This window comes from Arthrobacter sp. SE2, from assembly GCF_058244265.1.
On sequence record NZ_JBZAYA010000006.1, the window covers coordinates 184218 to 201934 of the forward strand.

Below are 17717 nucleotides of genomic sequence, written 5' to 3' on the forward strand. Positions count from 1 at the left end.
ATGAACCCAAGGGACCGTTTGCGTTTCGTAAGGTCTGGACCGGGACGACCGAAGGGTCTTGGTGGTGTGATCAAGGTATGGACAGATTGACCACTTTCCTCCAACAGCGGATGGAAGCGGTGAACGGACGGTTCTCCTCGCCCTTGCGCAGCAGGCGGCTGACGGTGGTGCTGGGCCGTTGGCTCGGCCTTGCCTTCACTATGTGTTTCTTGACCGGGCTGTTCAGCCACCTTCTGCAGGATCCGCCGGCTTGGATGCTTTTCCTCACCCGTCCCGCGTGGCTGTACGTTGCTACGCAGGGCATCCACGTCACCACCGGGATAGCCTCCATCCCGCTCCTGGCGGCCAAGCTATGGTCCGTGTACCCCGAACTCTTGCGCTGGCCTCCGCTGAAATCCGTGGTGCATGCACTCGAACGGGCCTCGATTGCGCTCTTCGTGGCCGCTTCACTGGTGGAAGTCACCATCGGCTTGCTCAACACTTTCCAGTGGTACCCCTGGCCGTTTTCCTTCAGGGATGTCCACTACTGGCTGGCCTGGGTCATCATCGGATCTTTGGCGCTCCACGTCGCTGTCAAGATGCCCCTTATCCTGGCCCATTGGAGCCGTCGATCGGACGCGGCCGCCATCGCTGCCACCCCTGAGGGGGGAGTGCCGGACAGCAAGACAGTTCCGGCCGCCGTAAGGCCTGGAACCGGGCACGGCTGGAGCCGCAGGGGTTTCCTGGCGGCACTGACCGCCGGGACCGGCGTCGTCGTCTTGACGACGGCGGGCCAGTCCTTCGCCTGGCTGTCGGGCCTGAACCTCTTCGCGCCGCGCCGAATGGATACCGGACCGCAGGGAGTACCCATCAACAGGACCGCGGCCCAGGCCGGTGTGGCGGACGCTGCGCTGGCCCCCGACTGGGTGCTGACTGTGGCCTCGGGATCCGTGCAGAAGACATTCACGCTGGAACAACTGGCGGCCCTGCCGCAGTACAGCTACGGATTGCCCATCGCCTGCGTGGAGGGCTGGAGCCAAGGGGCACAATGGCGCGGTGTCCGGATCCGGGACCTCATGGCAACGGTGGGCGCGCCACCTGATGCCGAATTGCAGATTTCCAGCATGGAGAAGGGCGGCGTCTATGGGCGCTCCTTCATGCCAGCTGCATACAGCCAGGACGAGCAGACACTGCTGGCGCTAGAGCTGAACGGCGAACCCCTGGACCTCGACCATGGCTATCCGGCGCGGATCATCGCACCCGGACGCCCGGGGGTCCTGCAGACCAAATGGGTGCATAAAGTGGAGGTGATCTGATGCGGCTCCCCTTGGTGGCTTCGTCGGCGCCGGCGGGACGCAGGACCGTCTGGTGGGTGAGGGCGGCATTGGGCGCCCTGGGCCTTGCGGCCCTCGGCTATGCGCTCTTCGGATTCCTGGCCAATGTGCCACCTGCCCAGCTGATCGGCGTGGTGGCCTGGCTTGCCGTGGCGCTGTTGGTGCACGACGGCGTGCTGGTCCCGCTGACAACGTTGGCCGGTGGCGGATTGTCGCGGCTGACGTATGGGCTGGGCCCCCTTCAACAGGGGATAGTGCGCGGCGCACTGCTGGTGGGGGCGCTAGTGACCTTGGTGGGAGCCCCGGTGATTCGCGCCCAGCAGGTGCTCCAGCCAAGCGGTCCGGGCAGCGGCGCCAACGGCACCGTCCTGCAGGGGGACTATGTGCTGGCCTTGGGCGTTTTCTGGGTGGTCCTGGTGGTGGCCGCGGCTGCGGTTGTGGCCGCCGTCGGACTCTACGGCCGCCGTTCCAAGGTCAGAAAGAACCGGTCCTGAACCGTCCGGGTGGCCACGGAATCCAGCCCCGCCCGGGCCGCATGGGAAGCTAGCGCTTTCGACCCGGCGCGGGCCCAGGGAAAGGCCGCGCTGGCGCGTCCATCTGAATCTTCCAGCACCGCCGGATAGGCCACATCGAGAAAATCCGGGGCTTCGGCCTCTGCCAGCACTTGCCCGCCCGGCGCCAGCAGTGAGGCAACACGCTCCAGAAGCAGCCGGATGTTCCCGCCGATGCCGATGTTCCCGTCCAGCAACAGGGCCGAACCCCAACTTCCCTCGTGCGGGACGGGGTCAAAGATGGAGCCAAGGATGGCCGCGCCCCCACGGTCGGTTGCCAGCCGCACGGCGGCGGGGCTCGAATCGACGCCCATGGACGCTAGCCCCAGTTCCCGGGCGGCCTCCAGCATCCGGCCGGGGCCGCAGCCCACATCGAGAACGGGCCCACGGAGGGTGCGAAGTAGTTCGCGCTCGCCTGCCGTGGCCGGGCCAGACCAACCGAGCATGTTGAAGTGGACCGGCCCGATGGACTCTGTCAACGTAGATTCCGGACGCAGTGTCAGGCAACCCAGGCCGTGGGGCAAGCTACGGGCGTACGGTTCGTGTCCTCCCTGTCCAAAGAGGGCTTCACCAAAGAGGGCCTGTCCAGAGAGGGCAAGCGGGCCGGTGCCCGCAGCAAAAGAGTCAGCCCGGCTGCCGGAACCCTTGGGGACTGCCTGGATGCTCATCGCAAGGAACTCCACGTGGGCACGACCCCGGACGGCACCACAAGCGGCATGGCCGCTGCCGGCAGTTCCATGCTCAGGCGCTCCACTGCGAGGGCAAACGGGGTTCCGTTGCATTCCCGCGCGGCAGCCACGGCATCGGCAAAATGGTCCACGTCCGTCAAGACGGGCAGCAGTCCCACGTCCAGGCCCGCGCCGGCAAGCCGCTCCAATTGCTGCGCTCCGGTCTGCGGGGTGGACATTGCCACGCCGCGGAGCAGACCGCCGTCGGGCCTGTACAGGGCCAAAGCCCAGAAGCCGCCGTCCGACGCCGGGCCGAACCACGCGCGGCGATGCGGTGCCGGAGCGGGGGTTGCCCAGTCAGCCAGCAGCGGGTCCAACTGCTCCCGGCATAGCTGGGGCGTGTCCATGCCCAGGATCAGCAACGGTCCGTCCGTGAGCGCGCAGATGGCCGCCAGCCGCTCGTCCAGGCCACCGGCACCCTGGGCGAATACTTCAAAACCCGCGGCGTCCCCTGGTTGCGGCGTGCCCTCAAACACCAGCAAACACCTGGCCGCGGGAAGGGACCGGACTGTTTCCAGCGTCTGGCTCAGGCTGGTCTGGGCCAAGGCTGCGGCTTGCACCGGGGTGAGCGGGGGAGTGAGGCGCGTCTTGACCCTGCCGGGGACGCATTGTTTGGCAATGACGGCGATGGAGAAGTTCACGGCGTCACTCCTTGGGCATCGGCCGGTGGCCGATCCGCCGGTCTGCCGTCCTTCGTCTCCGGTGTCCGCCTCGAAGCGGCGGCCAATTGCGTCGCCATGTCTTTGAGGGCCGTGACAGTTCCGCGGAGTGTCCCCGTGACCTTGGACTTCCCCAAGCGGGGTGCATAGTCGACCGCGATCTCGGCCACACGCCAGCCGTCGCGGTGGGCCTTGAGGAACATTTCCAGCGGGTAGCCGCTGCGTCGGTCCCCGAGGTCCAGTCCCAGGAGAGCGCCGCGGCGGGCAAGGCGGAGGGGGCCAAGATCCGTGACAGGAATGCCGGTGAGCCGACGCAACCGCCGGCTCAGGGCCATGTTGGCTAAGCGGGCGTGGATCGGCCAGGCACCGCGGGCAGGTCGCCGCGCACCCAACACCAGGTCGGCACGACCGGTGCGGACGAGGTCCAGCATCGGGGCCAGTTGGGCGGGGTCCAGTGAACCATCGCAATCGCAGAATGCGACGAACTCCGCCGTGGCGGCGAGCAGTCCGGCATGTGCTGCTGCGCCAAAGCCGCGCCTCGGTTCGTCGACGACGGTGGCCCCCAGGCTGGCGGCCAGGGCACCGGAGCCGTCGGTTGATCCGTTGTCCACGACGATCGCGCGGTATCCGGGCGGCAGAGCTCCGAGCACCTTGGGAAGGGCCGAACGCTCGTTGAGGCACGGCAGCACCACGTCCACGAGCGCTGCGGGTTGACCGCCGTCGTCGTCAGCCGGTCCGTTTGGGATGCCGGCCATGCCGATTCCATCGTGCGGACCGCGTGAACCGCTTTGCTCTTTCTCCACCCTTTGACCGTAGAATCCGCAGGCCCGGCGCGACAGGCGGAAATCCTTACGGAACCGGGACGTTTACCCTCCGGCGCCCTAGCTTTGATCGCCGCGCAGCGGTGCGGTGGCGAACTCGCGCATTCCGTCCTCAAAACCGTGCTTGGGGATCCAACCCAGCTCGGCGTTGGCACGGGCCGAACTGGCGGTGATATGCCGGACGTCGCCCAGCCGGAAGTCACCTGTGACCACCGGCTCAGGCCCGCCGGCAAGCGAACTCAATACTGCCGCCATCTGCCCTACGGTGTGGACCTCCGAGGCGCCGATGTTGTACGCCCTCAGGCTGCCAGGAGCAATCCGGCCTCCCGCCAACGTGTCAATGGACAACAGATTCGCCTCCGCAACGTCCCGGACATGGACGAAACTGCGCCGCTGCCCGCCATCCTCGAACACCCGCACGGCCTCTCCACGGGCCAGCGCAGAACGGAACAGGCTGGCCACGCCCGCGTAGGGGGTGTTTTTGGGCATCCGAGGGCCATAGACGTTGTGGTACCGGAGTGCGACGGCGGTGCCTCCGGTTGAGCGCGCCCACGCCGAAGCCAGGTTCTCCTGGGCCAATTTGGAGGCAGCATAGACGTTCCGCGGATCCATGACCGCGTCTTCGCTAACCAGCGCAGGGAGTAACAGCTCGCCGGTGGCAGGGTCGCGGGGGTCAAACACTCCGTGCTCCAGATCCTCGACCCGGCGCGGGCCGGGGTGGACCGGCCTGCCAGTTGAATCGGTGTAAGCGCCCTCGCCGTAGACCACCATGGAGGAAGCCAGGACAAGTTTGTCGACGGCTGAGGCTGCCATGCCGGCCAGGAGGACGGCCGTGGCCAGGTCGTTGTTGCGGATGTAGTCCGGAGCATCGGAGAAGTCCACTCCGAGGCCCACTTTGGCGCTCTGGTGCACGACGACGTCGACTCCCGCGAGCGCCTCTGCCACGGCTGCCGGGTTTCCCAGATCGCCCACGAGCAGGGGCACGCCAGGAATTCCCGGCGGTCGATCCGGGTGCACCAAAGGATCCAATGAGTCCAGGATCCGGACCTCCCAGCCGCGCGCCACGGCAGCATCGACGATGTGGCTGCCGATGAAACCGGCCCCGCCGGTGACCAGAATCCTCATGGCCCTGTTCGTTTCGTACCATGGCTGGCCGGGCCGGTGGCTCCCATCACGGTGGCCACCGCGGCGGGCGGCATGAGCGCCATCCGCCACATTCCGCCGTCGTTCGTTGGTTCAGCGCCGGCCAACCCCGCGGACACTGTCCGCACCGCGTCGGACAACACCGCGAGGATCCGCGGCTGCGCGGCCGCCAGTCGGCCCAGAACCAGTTCCGCCGTCACGGGTTCGGAACCGTCGTGCCCGGTGTCGGCATCCGTAATGAATGCCAGGGCGGCGAAGTGCATGTTCAACTCCGCCGCGAGCATCGGTTCCGGGTACTGGGTCATGCTGATCAGATGTGCGCCGGACTGAACCAGGGCCGCGGACTCGGCCTTGGTCGAGAATCGCGGACCGTTGATGACGGCCAGGGTGGCCGCCCCGGCGAAGTCTTCCCTTTCGCGCTCCAGGGCTGCGATGAGTGCCGCGCGCAACGGCGCGCTGTAGGGCTCGGCGGCGGGCAAGTGTTGGACCCCGGTGGGCAGCGAGCCGTCGTAGAAGGTGTCCGCGCGGCCCCAGGTCTTGTCCAGGACCTGATCAGGTACGGCAAAAGTGCCGGTTCCGTGGCTCGAAACCAGCCCGCCCACCGCCGCGGAGGAGATAACGGCCTCCACGCCCAGGCTCTTAAGGGCCCAGAGGTTTGCGCGGTAGTTGATCTGCTGCGGAGCAACGCCGTGCCCGCGGCCGTGCCGGCTCAGGAATGCGACCAGCGGGCCGCCGTCGTCCTCGCCGCCGGGACCGTCCGGGTCGTCGGGTGCGGGCAGCCGGGCGACCGTGACGGCGTTCGAGGGTGGCCCGAACGGCGTCTGTATGTCCAGCGTGTCGAGCACTACGGCCCCGGGCAGCTTGTACAGGCCGGTGCCGCCTATTATTGCAATCCGTGCACGGGGTGCTGCGTTGTTTTCGGGGAGCGGTGACATGACCCCATCATCCCAACGCCGGCCCTCGCCGTCGCGGGTGAATTCTTACGGATCCCGAACGCGGACGCTGTGACACGGGGATCGCAACCCTAACCGTCTCGCTCGATTTGCAGATAACTGAGTCCGCTCACATCGAGCCAGTACCGTGTGGGCGTCTCCACGAGGCGAAGCAGCACGCCCTCGCAGGAAGCGCAGCGCACGACGATTCCCGGAGCGTCAACGTACACCATCGCCTCCCCGAAGACTCGGACCGCGCCGCAGTGCTTGCACCGTCCGATCGCTGCGACGATATCGAAGCGGAACAGTTCCCAGAGCGGTCCTGCCACCGCGTTTCCGTCCAGGTGGGGTATCGCGTTGCCTGCGAGTCCGGCGATGTCCTGATCCTCGAGGTCCGGATCCGGAGCGTCCGGGGAATCGGAGCCGTTGTTGCCACTCACCGGGTTCCTCCTGTTCCGCCGAAGCGCTCGGTCTTGATCGAGGCGGCGGGGTAATCCGCCCGCACGAGCCATTCCGCGACTGTTTCCACGAAGACGGTCTGGCCGCAAATGAAGATGTCCGGAGTGGGATCCGTTGGCAAGATGTTGGCCAGCAGGGTTTCCGCTGTGAGCCGCTGCGGGGCAGTCGGCCAGTCCGCGGGCGCCTTGCGTGTGTAGACGTAGTCGATGATGAGCTTGCTGGATTCCTCGCCCAGGGTTTCGAGTTCTTCACGGTAGAACCCCGCCCCGGGTGACTTGAGCGAATAGAGCAGCCGGAACTGCGACGGATTTTCCGATGCATGGTGGGCGCGGATCATGGACATGAGCGGCACGATGCCGGATCCTCCGGCAATCAGCTGAACGGGGTTTGTATCGGTCGGCTTCCAGACGAACCAGCCACCCACCGGCCCGCGGATCTCCAGCTGGTCCCCGACGGCCAGTTCCCGGACCAGATAGGGGGAGACTTCTCCGTTGGCCAATTCGTCAACGGTGATCTCCAGGGTCTCGTTCATGCCTGCCCTAGCCACAGAGTACGAGCGCACGGCCGAGTACCCGTCGTCGGCGGTGAGGCGGATGTCGATGTGCTGTCCGGCGAGGTTGCCGTTCAGGCCGTTCACCCGCAGCCCTATGGTCCTGGCGGTTTCCGTCTCGGGCATGCTGCTCACGACGTCGGCCACGCGCCATAGGGTGCTCATCCGGCGTACCTCATGAGTAGCGCTCCTCCCGCCACGGGTCGCCGTGGAGGTGGTAGCCGTTGGACTCCCAGAAACCAGGAACGTCAGTCTGCGTCAGCTCGATGCCGTTGATCCACTTTGCGCTCTTCCAAAAGTACAAATGCGGCACCAGGAGACGGGCAGGTCCGCCGTGGGCGCGTTCGAGCGGTTCGCCGTCGAATTCCCAAGCCACCCACGCCCGGCCGCCAAGAAGGTCCTCGAGCGGGACGTTGGTCGTGTATCCGCCGTAGGAGTGGGCCATCGTGAAACTGCAGTTTGTTTCCACGTTCTCAAATAGAGAATCCAAGGACACTCCCCGCCACGTCGTGCCCAGCTTGGACCAGCTGGTCACGCAGTGGATGTCCGTTTCGATGTCCATTTGGGGCAACGTCATGAAGGCGGCCCAGGACCACGCATGGCGCTGCCCTGCCTCAGTAGTGATGAAGAATTCCCAGTCGTCAGTGGGGATCCAGGGAGCGGGGCCGGCGGTAAGAACCGGGAAGCTGCCGGTCTCATATTGGCCCGGTGGCAACGCCGGATTGCCGCTCTGCCGTCTTCCATGAAATCCAGAAGAGATGATGCCCATCATGTTCCTCCGATGCGGAGACTCAAGCCGACTGTGCCCGGTTCCCCCACGATAGGGCAACGGCCGGGCGGGGTCTAGACACTGGGCATTGGAGGCCTGATGAACACCGCTCCATTCTGGTAAGGAGGGGAACGACGCCGTCACCAACCGCCGCGCGTGGGAGTGTGCCCCTTTCGGGCGTCGTCGGGCATTGCCATTTCGGCACGCAGGCCCAGGAGCCGGATCGGGCGGCCCGCCTCGATTCCGGCCGTGAGCTCCAAGGCCCGCGCGAGGATTTCGTTCCGGTCGAAGGTCTCCGGAATCTTCTTCCCCTGGGTTGTGGTCAAGAACGGCGCGTAGCGGACCTTCAGGGTCAGCCCGATGACGGGCCGTCCTTCGGCCACAACATCCTCAAGGACATGCGCTGCCAGCTCCCGCACGGCGTCCTCCACCTGGGCCGGATCGCTCAGGTCCTGCTGGAAGGTGGTCTCGCGGCTATGCCCGCGGGCAACCCACGGGGTGTCGTCCACAACGCTGGTCCCGTCGCCCCGTCCGAGCTGTGCATACCACGGACCCATCCTGGGGCCGAACTCCGGGACCAGATCCTGGGGGTCGGAAGCGGCGAGTTCGGCGACGGTGTTGATGCCGAGTTTGGCCAGCCGGGCCGACACCCTGCTGCCGACGCCCCACAGCTCCTTGGTGGGCCGGCTGCCCATGACATCAAGCCAATTCCCGCCGGTGAGGCGGAAGACGCCGGCTGGCTTTCCGAACCCGGTGGCGACCTTGGCCCGGACCAGGGTGTCGCCAATGCCCACGCTGCAATGCAGCTGCGTTCGCGCCAGGACGGCGGCCTGCACCTGGTGGGCGTAGGCTTCCGGATCCTCTGTCTCAACCCCTACAAAGGCTTCATCCCAACCCAGCACCTGCACTGTGGCGCCGGGCTGCGCGCGCAGGGTAGCCATCACCGTTTCAGACGCCGCGAGGTAGGCCTCCTGATCGACGGGCAGGATCACGGCGTCGGGCACTTTCCGCGCGGCAATGCGTAAGGGCATTCCGGAACCCACGCCGAACGCCCGGGCTTCGTAGGACGCGGTCGACACCACAGCCCGTTCCGTGGGGTCGCCGCGGCCCCCGACAATGATCGGTTTGCCCGCAAGCTCCGGCCGCCGGAGCACTTCGACCGCTGCGATGAACTGGTCGAGATCAACGTGCAGCACCCACGGGTTTCCGCCCACGCCACCGGTTGTCATGTCTGTGCGCGCTCCGCCTCGATGTCGACGCCTGTGACCAGATCGCCCGCGCGCTCGTAGACGAGCCAGACCGCGCCCTTCGGGAAGGCCCGAGGCTGCTGGGTGACCGCGAAGGCGGCTGGCATGGTTCCGTCCCGGAAGATCCGCTTGCCTGTGCCGAAGGTCACCGGGTACAGCCAGAGATTCAACCGGTCGACGAGGTCCTCGGCGAGGAGGGTCTGAAGGAGGTCGCCGCTGCCGATGACGTGCGTCTCGTCATGGCGTTCGCGGATCCCGCGGACCTCGGATGCGACATCCGTCAGCACCGTCGTCCCGGCCCAAAGGGGGTCGGTCAGTGTGTGTGATGCGACATATTTCGGCACGGTGTTGAAGCGGGCCGCGATCGGGTCATCGGCCGGGGCGGTTGGCCAGAACCCGGCGAAGATGTCGTACGTCTTCCGGCCGAGGAGAAGCGCGTCGATGCGTTCGATTCCCGCGCCGATCGCCTCGCCGGACTCCTTATCGAAGTATGGTGCCTGCCGGCCGCCGAACTCGAAGCCGCCCTCGCGATCTTCGTCTGGTCCGCCGGGCGCCTGGTAGACACCGTCAAGGGTGCTGAACAAGTCGACCACGATGATTCCCATGGTGCGCTCCCTTTCATGACGGCGAGCAGGATATCGCGGAATCGACATCCACACGCCCCATTTTTCGGCGAGCGCAACGGGAAGGCAAGAGCCTGTAGGGAAGTCGCGAAATCAATGGATTAAATGGTGTTTGTCCCCTCGAGTTGGAAATCGTTGCTCAGTCCAGCTCATCAAGCAGGCGCGACAGGCAGTCCGTGTAGCTGGTCATGGTGTCCGCGAAAGTGAGAAGTTGGACTCCGCTCTTGGTGACGGCCCCTGCCCTTCCCGTGTCTGTTTCGTCGGCGTGGCAGAGGAGTGGTTCGCAACTGGATCCGTTTGCGGTGAGTCTTGCGATTCCCCAAGGATGGCTGGGTTCGGTGACTGCGATGCCCGCTGCGTCGAAAGTGTCGCGGAGGACGTATCTTGTGACTGTCCTCCATGACTGCAGGAACTGTGGCTGCAGCTGTTCAATGAGTTCGTCGTCATTGCTGTCGTAAGCGCGCCTCAAGTCAGTGGATAGCTTGTCCCACTCCTGGGCGTCGCGGACCATAAGGTGCCCGGCCCGGAGACGGGCAATGGTTTCGTTCAACGTCATGGTCAGTCCCCAAACTTTCTGTCGTGTCTGTTCCCGCCAATGAAAGCAGGTCATCAACGGAGAGAACGGACGGGAACCCGGCATGATTCCCGTGCCAGCGGGACTTCCATGGTTATGAGACCACGTCGATCGGTACTTCCAGGACTCCGTCGCCCTCGATCCACGTGCTCCGGGTGCCGAACTGCCTGCTCAACCGTTGCATCCGCTCAGCGATTTTCCCCGCGCTCCGGCTCGCCAGCCGAGTTTGCAGGTGGGTGATGTTCGTCGGATACAGGCGCAAAGTGCGGGGTACGTCTCCATCTGTTTCCACGACGAAGACGAACGACTGATCATTGCGTTCATCCGGGTCAACCGCGTAATCATCCATAAAGTCGCCGGCGCTGTAGACGATGGGCCGGCCCCGGTAGATTTCGATGCCGCGGAAGATGTGGGCCGAATGCCCGAACACGACGTCGGACCCCGCGTCAATCAATGCCCGGGCCAACCTCTGGTGCGCGGGCGGGACCTTGGACCCCCAATTGGCGCCCCAGTGTGCCGAAACGACCAGTAGCTGGTTGTGGTCTTTCGTCCAACGGACCAAGTCCAGCAATTCCTTCACCCGGCGGTCACCGGTGTCCACAGGGACATAGTGGATTCCCGGAGCTCGGGCGGTTGCCTCCCAGCCCGGTTCATTATCGGTGAAAGCGAGAAAGCCGACCGCAGTTGACCTGACCCGCCGGACCGCCGGTCGACGGGCAGATTCCAGGTCTATCCCTGCCCCCGCGTGCAGGATCCCGTGCTCATCGAGCGTCGGCAGCATTTCCAATAGCGCATCGACTCCGTAGTCGAGCACATGGTTGTTGGCCAGCGAGACCACGTCAATCGCCGCGGAGCGCAGGCTCTCCACGTTCTTGGCATCCGAGCGGAAGTGATACATCTTGCCGGCCGCAGGCGTTCCGTCGTCCGCCAGAACGCCTTCCAAATTGGCGAATCTGATGTCGGCCTGCCGGAGGACCGGGAGGGTGTCGCCCCAAGGATACTCGGGAGCCGCCACCTTGAGCAGGTCGTTAACCAGCCGACCGAGCATGACATCCCCGAGGAGCGCAATCCGCATTCTCCACCTCCAACGTCGCAGGTCTTTGTTATCAGGATGGGCCGGTTCGTCGCCCGGTGCCAGTCAAGCGACAAAGGCGATATCCGCCGTCGACCCCGAAGGGGTGCCGATTCAGCGGTTCTTCCAGCAAAGGCCTCGCGTGGTCCGGATTCGTGGGGAATAGTTGAATCAGGAGGCCGCCCCCCGTGCATTTCTTGCTGCGTGGCGCGGCAGCTTGATGGGAACGTCGCGGGGATGGGAATTTTTCAGGACAGGGCTGACGCAGGGCGGCAGTTGGGGCAGCGGCTGGCGCATCTGCGTGGCCAAGAGGCAGTCATCCTAGGGGTGCCACGCGGCGGCGTTCCGGTTGCTTTTGAGGTTGCAGTGGCCTTGGACGCGCCGCTGGATGTGATCGTCGTGCGGAAGCTGGGAGTCCCGTCCCAGCCCGAACTCGCGATGGGAGCCATCGGGGAGGATGGCGCATATGCGCTCGAGCGAGGCGTTCTCTCTGCCACTAGGGTCAAACGGGAAGAACTGCGGTCTGTCGAGGCACGGGAGCGGGCTATCCTCGAGGACCGGGTTGCGCGTTTCCGTACTGGCCGAGACCGCGTCGATCTGAGGGGCCGCATCGCCGTCGTCGTCGATGACGGGATCGCTACGGGCTCAACCGCCAGGGTGGCATGCCGCATTGCACGGAACTTGGGGGCCGCCAAGGTGATTCTGGCCGTTCCTGTCGCCTCGGCGGACGTCCTCGCGGGATTGACGGAACCGGACGAGGTGGTGTGCCTTGCTACGCCTCCACGGCTTACGGCCGTCGGTTACCACTACCGTGACTTCTCACCGACGGGCGACGACGAGGTGGTGTGGCTGCTCGCCGCTGCCGCCGAGCGCCTGCAAAACGCCTCTTCAACGGCAGGAGACCGCGGCGTCGATGAGGAGGTCCGGATCCCCTCTGACGGGTTGTGGCTTCAAGGACACCTTCACTTGCCCGGATCGACCGCCGGCGTGGTGGTGTTTGCTCATGGAAGCGGTAGCGGCCGCCATAGCCCGAGAAATAGATTCGTCGCCAAAACGCTTCAGCGGGCGGGCCTCGGGACCTTGCTCCTTGACCTGCTCAGCCCAGGGGAGGAGCTCAATCGTGCCAATGTGTTCAACATCGAACTGCTTGCGCGCAGGCTGATTGCGGCAACCGGATGGCTCGGCAGAAGGCCGGACACGGCCTCACGCAGCGTGGGATACTTCGGCGCGAGTACCGGCGCCGGCGCCGCGTTGTGGGCGGCAGCCGAACTGGGAGAGAAGATCGGCGCAGTCGTCTCGAGGGGAGGCCGTCCGGATCTGGCTGGCGCGAGGCTTGCCTTTGTCCGCGCCCCGACACTCCTGATTGTCGGCAGCGCGGATCACAGGGTGCTCGAACTCAACCGCCGGGCACAAGCCATGATGGGCTGCCCCAACCGGCTGGAGCTTGTCCCGGGGGCCACCCACCTGTTCGAAGAACCCGGAACATTGGAGGCGGCGGCGATTCTCGCCGTGGACTGGTTTGTTCAGTACCTGCCGCACGGAGAGGGCGGCGCGGGGAACCGAAGCCCTTGATGCAGAGGTCGGGCCGCCGCCCCTTGAACGTCTGATCGCTCCGGGGCTAGCATTGCCGCCACGGGACCCGGCTGTCATTGGCCGAGGGCCAGGCAGCCACTGACATCGATCAAACTCGAGGAGACGGTCATGGGCGAGACAGCGGCGGAGGCGACTTCGGCGGACCTGATGGTCGACCTGATCATATCCTTGGACGGGTACGCCTCGGCCGTGGGATGGCCCGGCTGGTGGGGTCTGGAGGGGCCGGAATACCTGGCGTGGCTCGATCAGGAGGGGCAGAAGGGCTACACCTTCCTTCTCGGGGCGAACACCTACCGGCTGATGTCCAGGATGTCGGAGGAAGCAGCGGCCGCTGGCTCGGGATTCTCCGAGGATGAGGGCGCCACCCTGACCGGCCTTGCTGCCGTGCCGAAGGTCGTCTTTTCGTCCACGCTGCAGGCACCCTTGACGTGGCCGAACTCGGAGCTGGTCACGGGGGACGCGGTCCAGGCCGTGGCGGAGATGAAACGGACCAGGACCGGGCCGTTGAGCACCCTCGGGAGCCTGAGCCTCTGCCGGTCGTTGCTGACCGCTGGACTCGTGGATAGATTCCGGGTGGTCGTTTTCCCGGTGATCACGGGCAGCACCGGGCGCGAGCGGATCTACGACGGCTATCCGGACGTCTCGCTTGAGATGGTGGAGAACAGGACCTTCGACGGTCGACTCCAGCTGCTCGAATACATACCGACGGTGCTCAGCGGTCCGCCGGGCAACGGCCCGGCATAAATCAATCCGAAGGGAAACGGTCACGAAATCGACGATTTTGGTGACAGGCGGGACCGGTACCCTTCGGCGGCTCGTGGCATCGCGCCTGCAGGACGGGGGCCATGCGGTGCGCGTGGCGGGCCGTCATGCACCTCCACCGGAGCAAGACATCGAATTCGCGAGGTGTGACCTCGACACCGGAGACGGACTCGAAGCCTCCTTGAGCGGTATCCGGACGGTGGTGCACTGCGCGGGCACGCAGAAGGGCGACGGCGATAAGGCCCGCCGGCTCGCAGTTCCTCGCAGAGCGCGTTCCCGGACCTGTCCGGAGGTGACGCCACCGGGTCAGGCTCAACTTCCCGAATCGCCAGCGACCGGGGGGTGCAGTGCGGCGTGCCTGGCCCGCGCCGCCGGCTCAATGGAGTCCACAGCATAGGGTTTGGTGGCCGAGCGCTGCAGCGGAAGACGCAATCGCACCTGATAAGCGCCGCTCCGGAACTTGGCGCGGGGATCCATCTGGATAACCAGGAGTGGCTCCTGGCGGGAGGCGTCCACCCGCAGCAGCATTCCGTGCCGCAAACCATCGACGAGCAGCGGGGTGGCCGGCTCGACCGCGGTCTGTTTGAGGAGATGCTGATATTTCGGCCCAGCCGCCAGGAACAGGATGCCATGGGAGAACCCGACGACTCGCAAAGGTATTACTGTGTCAGGCTGCCGGGCGTGCCTGGGTTGCTTTTCGTGTTTCCCGGTTAAGGGTTCCGTGACCGTCTTCAACGAGCGATCGCATTCCTGGCACCTGGCCCGTGTGCCGACGTCGGCCAAGAGGGTCACAAGCAGCCCTCGCGGGGCGCTGCTCCATTTGTCGGCCACAACGTGGCACCACGCGGGGTGGTACTCCTTGCCGTTCTTCATTACATAGACCTGATCCTCCCCGAGGAGGGGCTTGCCCTCCCGCCGGGCGGCAGGTTCGACAGGTTTGAGAGGGCCGAGGCCTTTGGCGTTCGCGCTGCCTACGTCGCCGCCCTTGAGGTACGTGCGGATCCATGGAGTGAGTGGTCGTTTCGGGCTAGGAATTGCGGGGCCTTCCTGTGCGGAGGGAGTGTTCCTTCCCTCAGTTCCCCCCTACCTAGCTTGATGGCTTATCGCGCAAGTCGCCAGTCCGGCCACCGTACCCATCACAGGATTCTGCCCCTTGACATTTCCCTTAGGGGAGGGTGCGAGGGTGGAACACAGGGTGGCCCTGTGAGTCGCACGGCCGCGAAGGGGGATGGGGCGGGGAATACCCCGGCCCTACAAATCCGGCAACTCAAGGAGTTGAAAGGCATGGCAAGAACCAGAGAAGTGACTGACGGGTCCTTCGACGCCGAAGTGCTGAAGTCGGCCAAACCCGTCGTCGTGGAATTCTGGGCGGTTTGGTCTGGACCTTGCACCAGGCTTACCCCGGTCCTGGAACAGCTCGCGGTCGAATACGCCGACAAAATCGACGTTGTCAAAGTCAATGTCGATGAGAATCCCGAAACCGCGGGTGCCTTCGGGATTAGCTCTGTTCCGTCGGTGTTCTTGTTCAAAGACGGCGAACGAAGAATCTCCGTGATCGGCGTCGGGGCGAAGCGGTACTTCGAAATGGAATTCGCTGAATACTTGCGCTAGTCCTGCTTCACCCCATGGGCGCCTTCCCCTACAGTGGGAGGTCAATGGGGGATGACGGGGTACATGGTGCGAATCGGTGAAGCCGCCCAGGCGGCGGGTATGACGAGCAAGGCCTTGAGGTTCTACGAAGAGCATGGGCTGTTGCCGGCTGCGAAACGCTCCGGCAACGGATATCGCGATTACACAGGCGAAACCATCAACAGGCTCGACTTCATTCGCCGCGGTCGCGCCGCAGGACTGGCCTTGGCACAGATCCGCGAAATCCTGCTTCTCCGGGACGCGGGCCGCGCCCCTTGCACCCATGTGCGCAACCTCCTAGCCGGTCAGTTGGCCGACCTCGACGCACAAATCGCCGAACTCGTCGCGCTGCGCGCCACCGTCGCCGATTTCCACGCCGTCGCGGCTGCTGCGGACCCGGAGGCATGCGACGCCGCCCGGATCTGCAGCTACATCTGAAGACTGCGCCAGAATCAGCAGTTCCTATGAGAGGGAGGCTTGGCCCATGGCAACTCGATGCGGCCGAGGCATCGCCGCTGCAGCGGCGCTGGCAGTGCTGACCGGATGTGCGCTGCCGGCAGCGCCGCAAAACAGCGTCCCGGCAAGTTCGACGACATCCGCTGATTCGGGCGTCCCTTTTGCTCTATTCACCCACTGTGGCATCTACGAGGCACAGGTGCAGGGCTCCTTCTTTGTTGCCGACGAACCGCTGGACGACGGCCACGGCAATCCTCCGACAGGCTGGGGCAACCCCTACCAGCCCGGCATCATGACTGTCGAGGGACAGAGAGCGGTCTTCCATGACGACAGCGGCCACACGGTGACCTTCCACGAACGTGCTGGTGCCACGGGCTTCCTGAGAACCTGTTCTTGAGGCCTGGCTCGAGCGAAAGCCGGCAAGGCTGGGTGGACCTGACGCGCCTATGATTGTCCCAGGGGGCGCGGCCACTGCTTTGCGGAGGGAAGAAATGAGCCCTGAGCCACAGCCGAATTGGCGCGACCAAGGAGTCAAAATCATTCCAGGTTCGCAGCTCGATCCGAATACGCCGCAGACCCCTGGCATGGCAAGGGCGGCGGCAATCACACTTGCCCGGGCGGGGGCCAGCAAACTGTGGGCAGGCACGGTCACTATTGATGCCAATGCCAAAACCGGGCCTCACCATCACGGAGAACTGGAAAGCGTCATCTACGTTGTCAGCGGCCTGGCACGCATGCGATGGGGAGACAGCCTGGAGTTTGTCGCAGAGGCCGGTCCGGGCGACTTCATTTTTGTTCCGCCGTTCGCACCCCATCAGGAGATCAACGCGAGCAAGACCGAGGTTCTCAGTTGTGTACTTGTACGCAGCGGGCAGGATCCAATAGTCGTTAACCTGGATATCGAGTCCGCTGAACCCCCGGAAGTAGTCCAGTGGATCGATCCCATTCATCCGGCTCCCTGAATCGACACATGTTGGTGAGTGAAGTGAAGCGATTCCTCGTGACGCTGCTGGCCGCGGCCCTGTGGTTGTGCGGATGCGCCGGTCCGGGAGGTCCGGACGCGGGTCATACCGGTGTTGTCACCGGCGTCGTCCTGACCGCCCCGGTATGTCCCGTCGAACGTGTCGGTCAGGAGTGTCCGCCGCGCCCCGTCTCAGGGGCCGCGGTTGTCGCCTTGGACGGGGAAGCTGTCCGGGGCGCGACACGGACCGACGGCACCGGTGCCTTCCATCTCACGCTGCCTGACGGTCGTTACGTGATCAAGGCGAGCAACATCGGCGGTTACCATTCGACGGCGACCCAGCCCGTGGTCATCTCGGAGACCCCCGTTCATGTCACGCTGGTTGTCGACAGCGGGATTCGCTAAGCGAGCTACTCGGCAGACGGTCGTTTTCGTTGTTGTTTCGTCGCCGCCCGGTGTTCCTTTGCGACCCGGTGCCGGCGCTTCGAGCTCCGGGTGGGTTTGCTCGCCCGGCGGGCAGCCGCTTCGGGGGCAAGACCCTCCGCCACGAGGCGCGAGAGCTTGGCCAGTGCGATTTCGCGATTCCGCAACTGGGACCGCTGCTCGGAGGCAGTCACGGTGATCACCCCGGCGATGAGGCGGGGTCCAAGACGCGTGACCAGCAGAAGCCGTTGGTCATCGGAAAGCGCTGCGGACTCGGCGACATTCCATGACAGTTCAACGCGGCTGTCCGAGGTGTTGACGTGTTGACCGCCCGGTCCTGACGAGCGGGAGAACCGCCAGCCGAGTTCCGACGTCGGAATCGTGAGCGCAGGCGACACTTCGAGATCCATGCTGCAAGCGTTTCACGATATCGGCGGGAACAAAGCCCGTCG

Annotated in this window: 24 protein-coding genes; 10 read left to right on the top strand and 14 right to left on the bottom strand. The window is 65.2% G+C overall.

All coding sequences use genetic code 11. The features are described 5' to 3' along the window. Positions 1–86: 86 nt before the first annotated feature. Positions 87–1295 (top strand): molybdopterin-dependent oxidoreductase, encoded by a 1209-nt coding sequence (locus AC4CS3_RS10785; RefSeq protein ID WP_490783458.1) that lies wholly within the window; start codon positions 87–89, stop codon positions 1293–1295. Continuing rightward, positions 1295–1807 carry a hypothetical protein gene (locus AC4CS3_RS10790; protein ID WP_490783459.1) on the top strand — a complete coding sequence of 171 codons (513 nt, stop codon included), beginning with the start codon at positions 1295–1297 and terminating at the stop codon, positions 1805–1807. The genes AC4CS3_RS10785 and AC4CS3_RS10790 overlap by 1 nt, the downstream gene beginning before the upstream one ends. Here the strand turns inward: AC4CS3_RS10790 and AC4CS3_RS10795 are convergent. The 12 genes from AC4CS3_RS10795 to AC4CS3_RS10850 form a co-directional block, all read right to left on the bottom strand. Continuing rightward, complete coding sequence (locus AC4CS3_RS10795; RefSeq protein WP_490783460.1) at positions 1768–2532, bottom strand: methyltransferase domain-containing protein; 765 nt, start codon at positions 2530–2532, stop codon at positions 1768–1770. The genes AC4CS3_RS10790 and AC4CS3_RS10795 overlap by 40 nt on opposite strands. After that, a complete protein-coding gene (locus AC4CS3_RS10800) occupies positions 2529–3233 on the bottom strand; it encodes a TIGR04282 family arsenosugar biosynthesis glycosyltransferase (protein ID WP_490783461.1) in 705 nt (234 codons plus the stop codon). The genes AC4CS3_RS10795 and AC4CS3_RS10800 overlap by 4 nt, the downstream gene beginning before the upstream one ends. Next, positions 3230–4006, bottom strand: coding sequence for a glycosyltransferase family 2 protein (locus tag AC4CS3_RS10805; protein ID WP_490783462.1), 777 nt, complete (start codon positions 4004–4006; stop codon positions 3230–3232). The genes AC4CS3_RS10800 and AC4CS3_RS10805 overlap by 4 nt, the downstream gene beginning before the upstream one ends. A gap of 126 nt (positions 4007–4132) precedes the next feature. Continuing rightward, positions 4133–5197 carry an NAD-dependent epimerase/dehydratase family protein gene (locus tag AC4CS3_RS10810; protein WP_490783463.1) on the bottom strand — a complete coding sequence of 355 codons (1065 nt, stop codon included), beginning with the start codon at positions 5195–5197 and terminating at the stop codon, positions 4133–4135. Continuing rightward, complete coding sequence (locus tag AC4CS3_RS10815) at positions 5194–6150, bottom strand: MTAP family purine nucleoside phosphorylase (RefSeq protein ID WP_490783464.1); 957 nt, start codon at positions 6148–6150, stop codon at positions 5194–5196. Before AC4CS3_RS10815 ends, AC4CS3_RS10810 begins: the two co-directional genes overlap by 4 nt. A gap of 89 nt (positions 6151–6239) precedes the next feature. Next, entirely contained in the window at positions 6240–6587 is a 348-nt protein-coding gene (locus AC4CS3_RS10820; RefSeq protein ID WP_490783465.1) for a DUF6510 family protein, read from the bottom strand. Then, a complete protein-coding gene (locus tag AC4CS3_RS10825; RefSeq protein WP_490783466.1) occupies positions 6584–7321 on the bottom strand; it encodes an FAD-binding oxidoreductase in 738 nt (245 codons plus the stop codon). Before AC4CS3_RS10825 ends, AC4CS3_RS10820 begins: the two co-directional genes overlap by 4 nt. A 10-nt stretch (positions 7322–7331) precedes the next feature. Further along, on the bottom strand, positions 7332–7925 hold the full coding sequence (locus AC4CS3_RS10830; RefSeq protein ID WP_490783546.1) for a sulfite oxidase-like oxidoreductase: 594 nt from the start codon (positions 7923–7925) through the stop codon (positions 7332–7334). A gap of 140 nt (positions 7926–8065) precedes the next feature. Next, the gene (locus AC4CS3_RS10835; protein ID WP_490783467.1) at positions 8066–9154 is read right to left on the bottom strand and encodes a DNA polymerase IV; all 1089 of its coding nucleotides are present in this window, start codon (positions 9152–9154) and stop codon (positions 8066–8068) included. Next, entirely contained in the window at positions 9151–9777 is a 627-nt protein-coding gene (locus tag AC4CS3_RS10840; protein ID WP_490783468.1) for a dihydrofolate reductase family protein, read from the bottom strand. The genes AC4CS3_RS10835 and AC4CS3_RS10840 overlap by 4 nt, the downstream gene beginning before the upstream one ends. 157 nt (positions 9778–9934) lie before the next feature. Then, positions 9935–10351 carry a hypothetical protein gene (locus AC4CS3_RS10845; RefSeq protein WP_490783469.1) on the bottom strand — a complete coding sequence of 139 codons (417 nt, stop codon included), beginning with the start codon at positions 10349–10351 and terminating at the stop codon, positions 9935–9937. Positions 10352–10463: 112 nt separating this feature from the next. Further along, positions 10464–11444 (bottom strand): CapA family protein, encoded by a 981-nt coding sequence (locus tag AC4CS3_RS10850; protein WP_490783470.1) that lies wholly within the window; start codon positions 11442–11444, stop codon positions 10464–10466. A 234-nt stretch (positions 11445–11678) separates the two neighbouring features. On the opposite strand from AC4CS3_RS10850, the gene AC4CS3_RS10855 reads away from it, so the two are divergent. The 3 genes from AC4CS3_RS10855 to AC4CS3_RS10865 all read left to right on the top strand — a co-directional run bounded on the left by AC4CS3_RS10855 (position 11679) and on the right by AC4CS3_RS10865 (position 14193). Then, positions 11679–13013: a phosphoribosyltransferase family protein gene (locus AC4CS3_RS10855; RefSeq protein ID WP_490783471.1), complete on the top strand. Its 1335-nt coding sequence runs from the start codon at positions 11679–11681 to the stop codon at positions 13011–13013. Positions 13014–13142: 129 nt separating this feature from the next. Next, on the top strand, positions 13143–13778 hold the full coding sequence (locus AC4CS3_RS10860; RefSeq protein WP_490783472.1) for a dihydrofolate reductase family protein: 636 nt from the start codon (positions 13143–13145) through the stop codon (positions 13776–13778). 40 nt (positions 13779–13818) lie between these two features. After that, entirely contained in the window at positions 13819–14193 is a 375-nt protein-coding gene (locus AC4CS3_RS10865) for an NAD-dependent epimerase/dehydratase family protein (protein ID WP_490783473.1), read from the top strand. Here the strand turns inward: AC4CS3_RS10865 and AC4CS3_RS10870 are convergent. Continuing rightward, complete coding sequence (locus AC4CS3_RS10870; RefSeq protein WP_490783548.1) at positions 14109–14669, bottom strand: hypothetical protein; 561 nt, start codon at positions 14667–14669, stop codon at positions 14109–14111. The genes AC4CS3_RS10865 and AC4CS3_RS10870 overlap by 85 nt on opposite strands. A 411-nt stretch (positions 14670–15080) precedes the next feature. Between AC4CS3_RS10870 and trxA the strand changes: the two genes are divergently transcribed. The 5 genes from trxA (at position 15081) to AC4CS3_RS10895 (ending at position 17247) form a co-directional block, all read left to right on the top strand. After that, positions 15081–15407, top strand: coding sequence for a thioredoxin (gene trxA / locus AC4CS3_RS10875; RefSeq protein WP_490783474.1), 327 nt, complete (start codon positions 15081–15083; stop codon positions 15405–15407). A 66-nt stretch (positions 15408–15473) separates the two neighbouring features. Continuing rightward, a complete protein-coding gene (locus AC4CS3_RS10880; RefSeq protein WP_490783547.1) occupies positions 15474–15863 on the top strand; it encodes a heavy metal-responsive transcriptional regulator in 390 nt (129 codons plus the stop codon). 46 nt (positions 15864–15909) lie between these two features. Further along, complete coding sequence (locus AC4CS3_RS10885) at positions 15910–16278, top strand: hypothetical protein (protein ID WP_490783475.1); 369 nt, start codon at positions 15910–15912, stop codon at positions 16276–16278. A 94-nt stretch (positions 16279–16372) separates the two neighbouring features. Then, entirely contained in the window at positions 16373–16843 is a 471-nt protein-coding gene (locus tag AC4CS3_RS10890) for a cupin domain-containing protein (RefSeq protein WP_490783476.1), read from the top strand. 8 nt (positions 16844–16851) lie between these two features. After that, entirely contained in the window at positions 16852–17247 is a 396-nt protein-coding gene (locus tag AC4CS3_RS10895) for a carboxypeptidase-like regulatory domain-containing protein (RefSeq protein WP_490783477.1), read from the top strand. A gap of 5 nt (positions 17248–17252) precedes the next feature. Here the strand turns inward: AC4CS3_RS10895 and arfB are convergent, their stop codons facing one another. Then, complete coding sequence (gene arfB / locus AC4CS3_RS10900) at positions 17253–17675, bottom strand: alternative ribosome rescue aminoacyl-tRNA hydrolase ArfB (RefSeq protein WP_490783478.1); 423 nt, start codon at positions 17673–17675, stop codon at positions 17253–17255. Positions 17676–17717: the final 42 nt, after the last annotated feature.

Coding starts and splice junctions, on each gene's coding strand:
- arfB (WP_490783478.1), bottom strand. CDS start 17,675: ATGGATCTCGAAGTGTCGCCTGCGCTCACGATTCCGACGTCGGAACTC.
- AC4CS3_RS10855 (WP_490783471.1), top strand. CDS start 11,679: ATGGGAATTTTTCAGGACAGGGCTGACGCAGGGCGGCAGTTGGGGCAG.
- AC4CS3_RS10815 (WP_490783464.1), bottom strand. CDS start 6,150: ATGTCACCGCTCCCCGAAAACAACGCAGCACCCCGTGCACGGATTGCA.
- AC4CS3_RS10895 (WP_490783477.1), top strand. CDS start 16,852: ATGTTGGTGAGTGAAGTGAAGCGATTCCTCGTGACGCTGCTGGCCGCG.
- AC4CS3_RS10845 (WP_490783469.1), bottom strand. CDS start 10,351: ATGACGTTGAACGAAACCATTGCCCGTCTCCGGGCCGGGCACCTTATG.
- AC4CS3_RS10835 (WP_490783467.1), bottom strand. CDS start 9,154: ATGACAACCGGTGGCGTGGGCGGAAACCCGTGGGTGCTGCACGTTGAT.
- AC4CS3_RS10825 (WP_490783466.1), bottom strand. CDS start 7,321: ATGAGCACCCTATGGCGCGTGGCCGACGTCGTGAGCAGCATGCCCGAG.
- trxA (WP_490783474.1), top strand. CDS start 15,081: ATGGCAAGAACCAGAGAAGTGACTGACGGGTCCTTCGACGCCGAAGTG.
- AC4CS3_RS10850 (WP_490783470.1), bottom strand. CDS start 11,444: ATGCGGATTGCGCTCCTCGGGGATGTCATGCTCGGTCGGCTGGTTAAC.
- AC4CS3_RS10870 (WP_490783548.1), bottom strand. CDS start 14,669: ATGAAGAACGGCAAGGAGTACCACCCCGCGTGGTGCCACGTTGTGGCC.
- AC4CS3_RS10790 (WP_490783459.1), top strand. CDS start 1,295: ATGCGGCTCCCCTTGGTGGCTTCGTCGGCGCCGGCGGGACGCAGGACC.
- AC4CS3_RS10795 (WP_490783460.1), bottom strand. CDS start 2,532: ATGAGCATCCAGGCAGTCCCCAAGGGTTCCGGCAGCCGGGCTGACTCT.
- AC4CS3_RS10805 (WP_490783462.1), bottom strand. CDS start 4,006: ATGGCCGGCATCCCAAACGGACCGGCTGACGACGACGGCGGTCAACCC.
- AC4CS3_RS10840 (WP_490783468.1), bottom strand. CDS start 9,777: ATGGGAATCATCGTGGTCGACTTGTTCAGCACCCTTGACGGTGTCTAC.
- AC4CS3_RS10890 (WP_490783476.1), top strand. CDS start 16,373: ATGAGCCCTGAGCCACAGCCGAATTGGCGCGACCAAGGAGTCAAAATC.
- AC4CS3_RS10885 (WP_490783475.1), top strand. CDS start 15,910: ATGGCAACTCGATGCGGCCGAGGCATCGCCGCTGCAGCGGCGCTGGCA.
- AC4CS3_RS10830 (WP_490783546.1), bottom strand. CDS start 7,925: ATGGGCATCATCTCTTCTGGATTTCATGGAAGACGGCAGAGCGGCAAT.
- AC4CS3_RS10860 (WP_490783472.1), top strand. CDS start 13,143: ATGGGCGAGACAGCGGCGGAGGCGACTTCGGCGGACCTGATGGTCGAC.
- AC4CS3_RS10810 (WP_490783463.1), bottom strand. CDS start 5,197: ATGAGGATTCTGGTCACCGGCGGGGCCGGTTTCATCGGCAGCCACATC.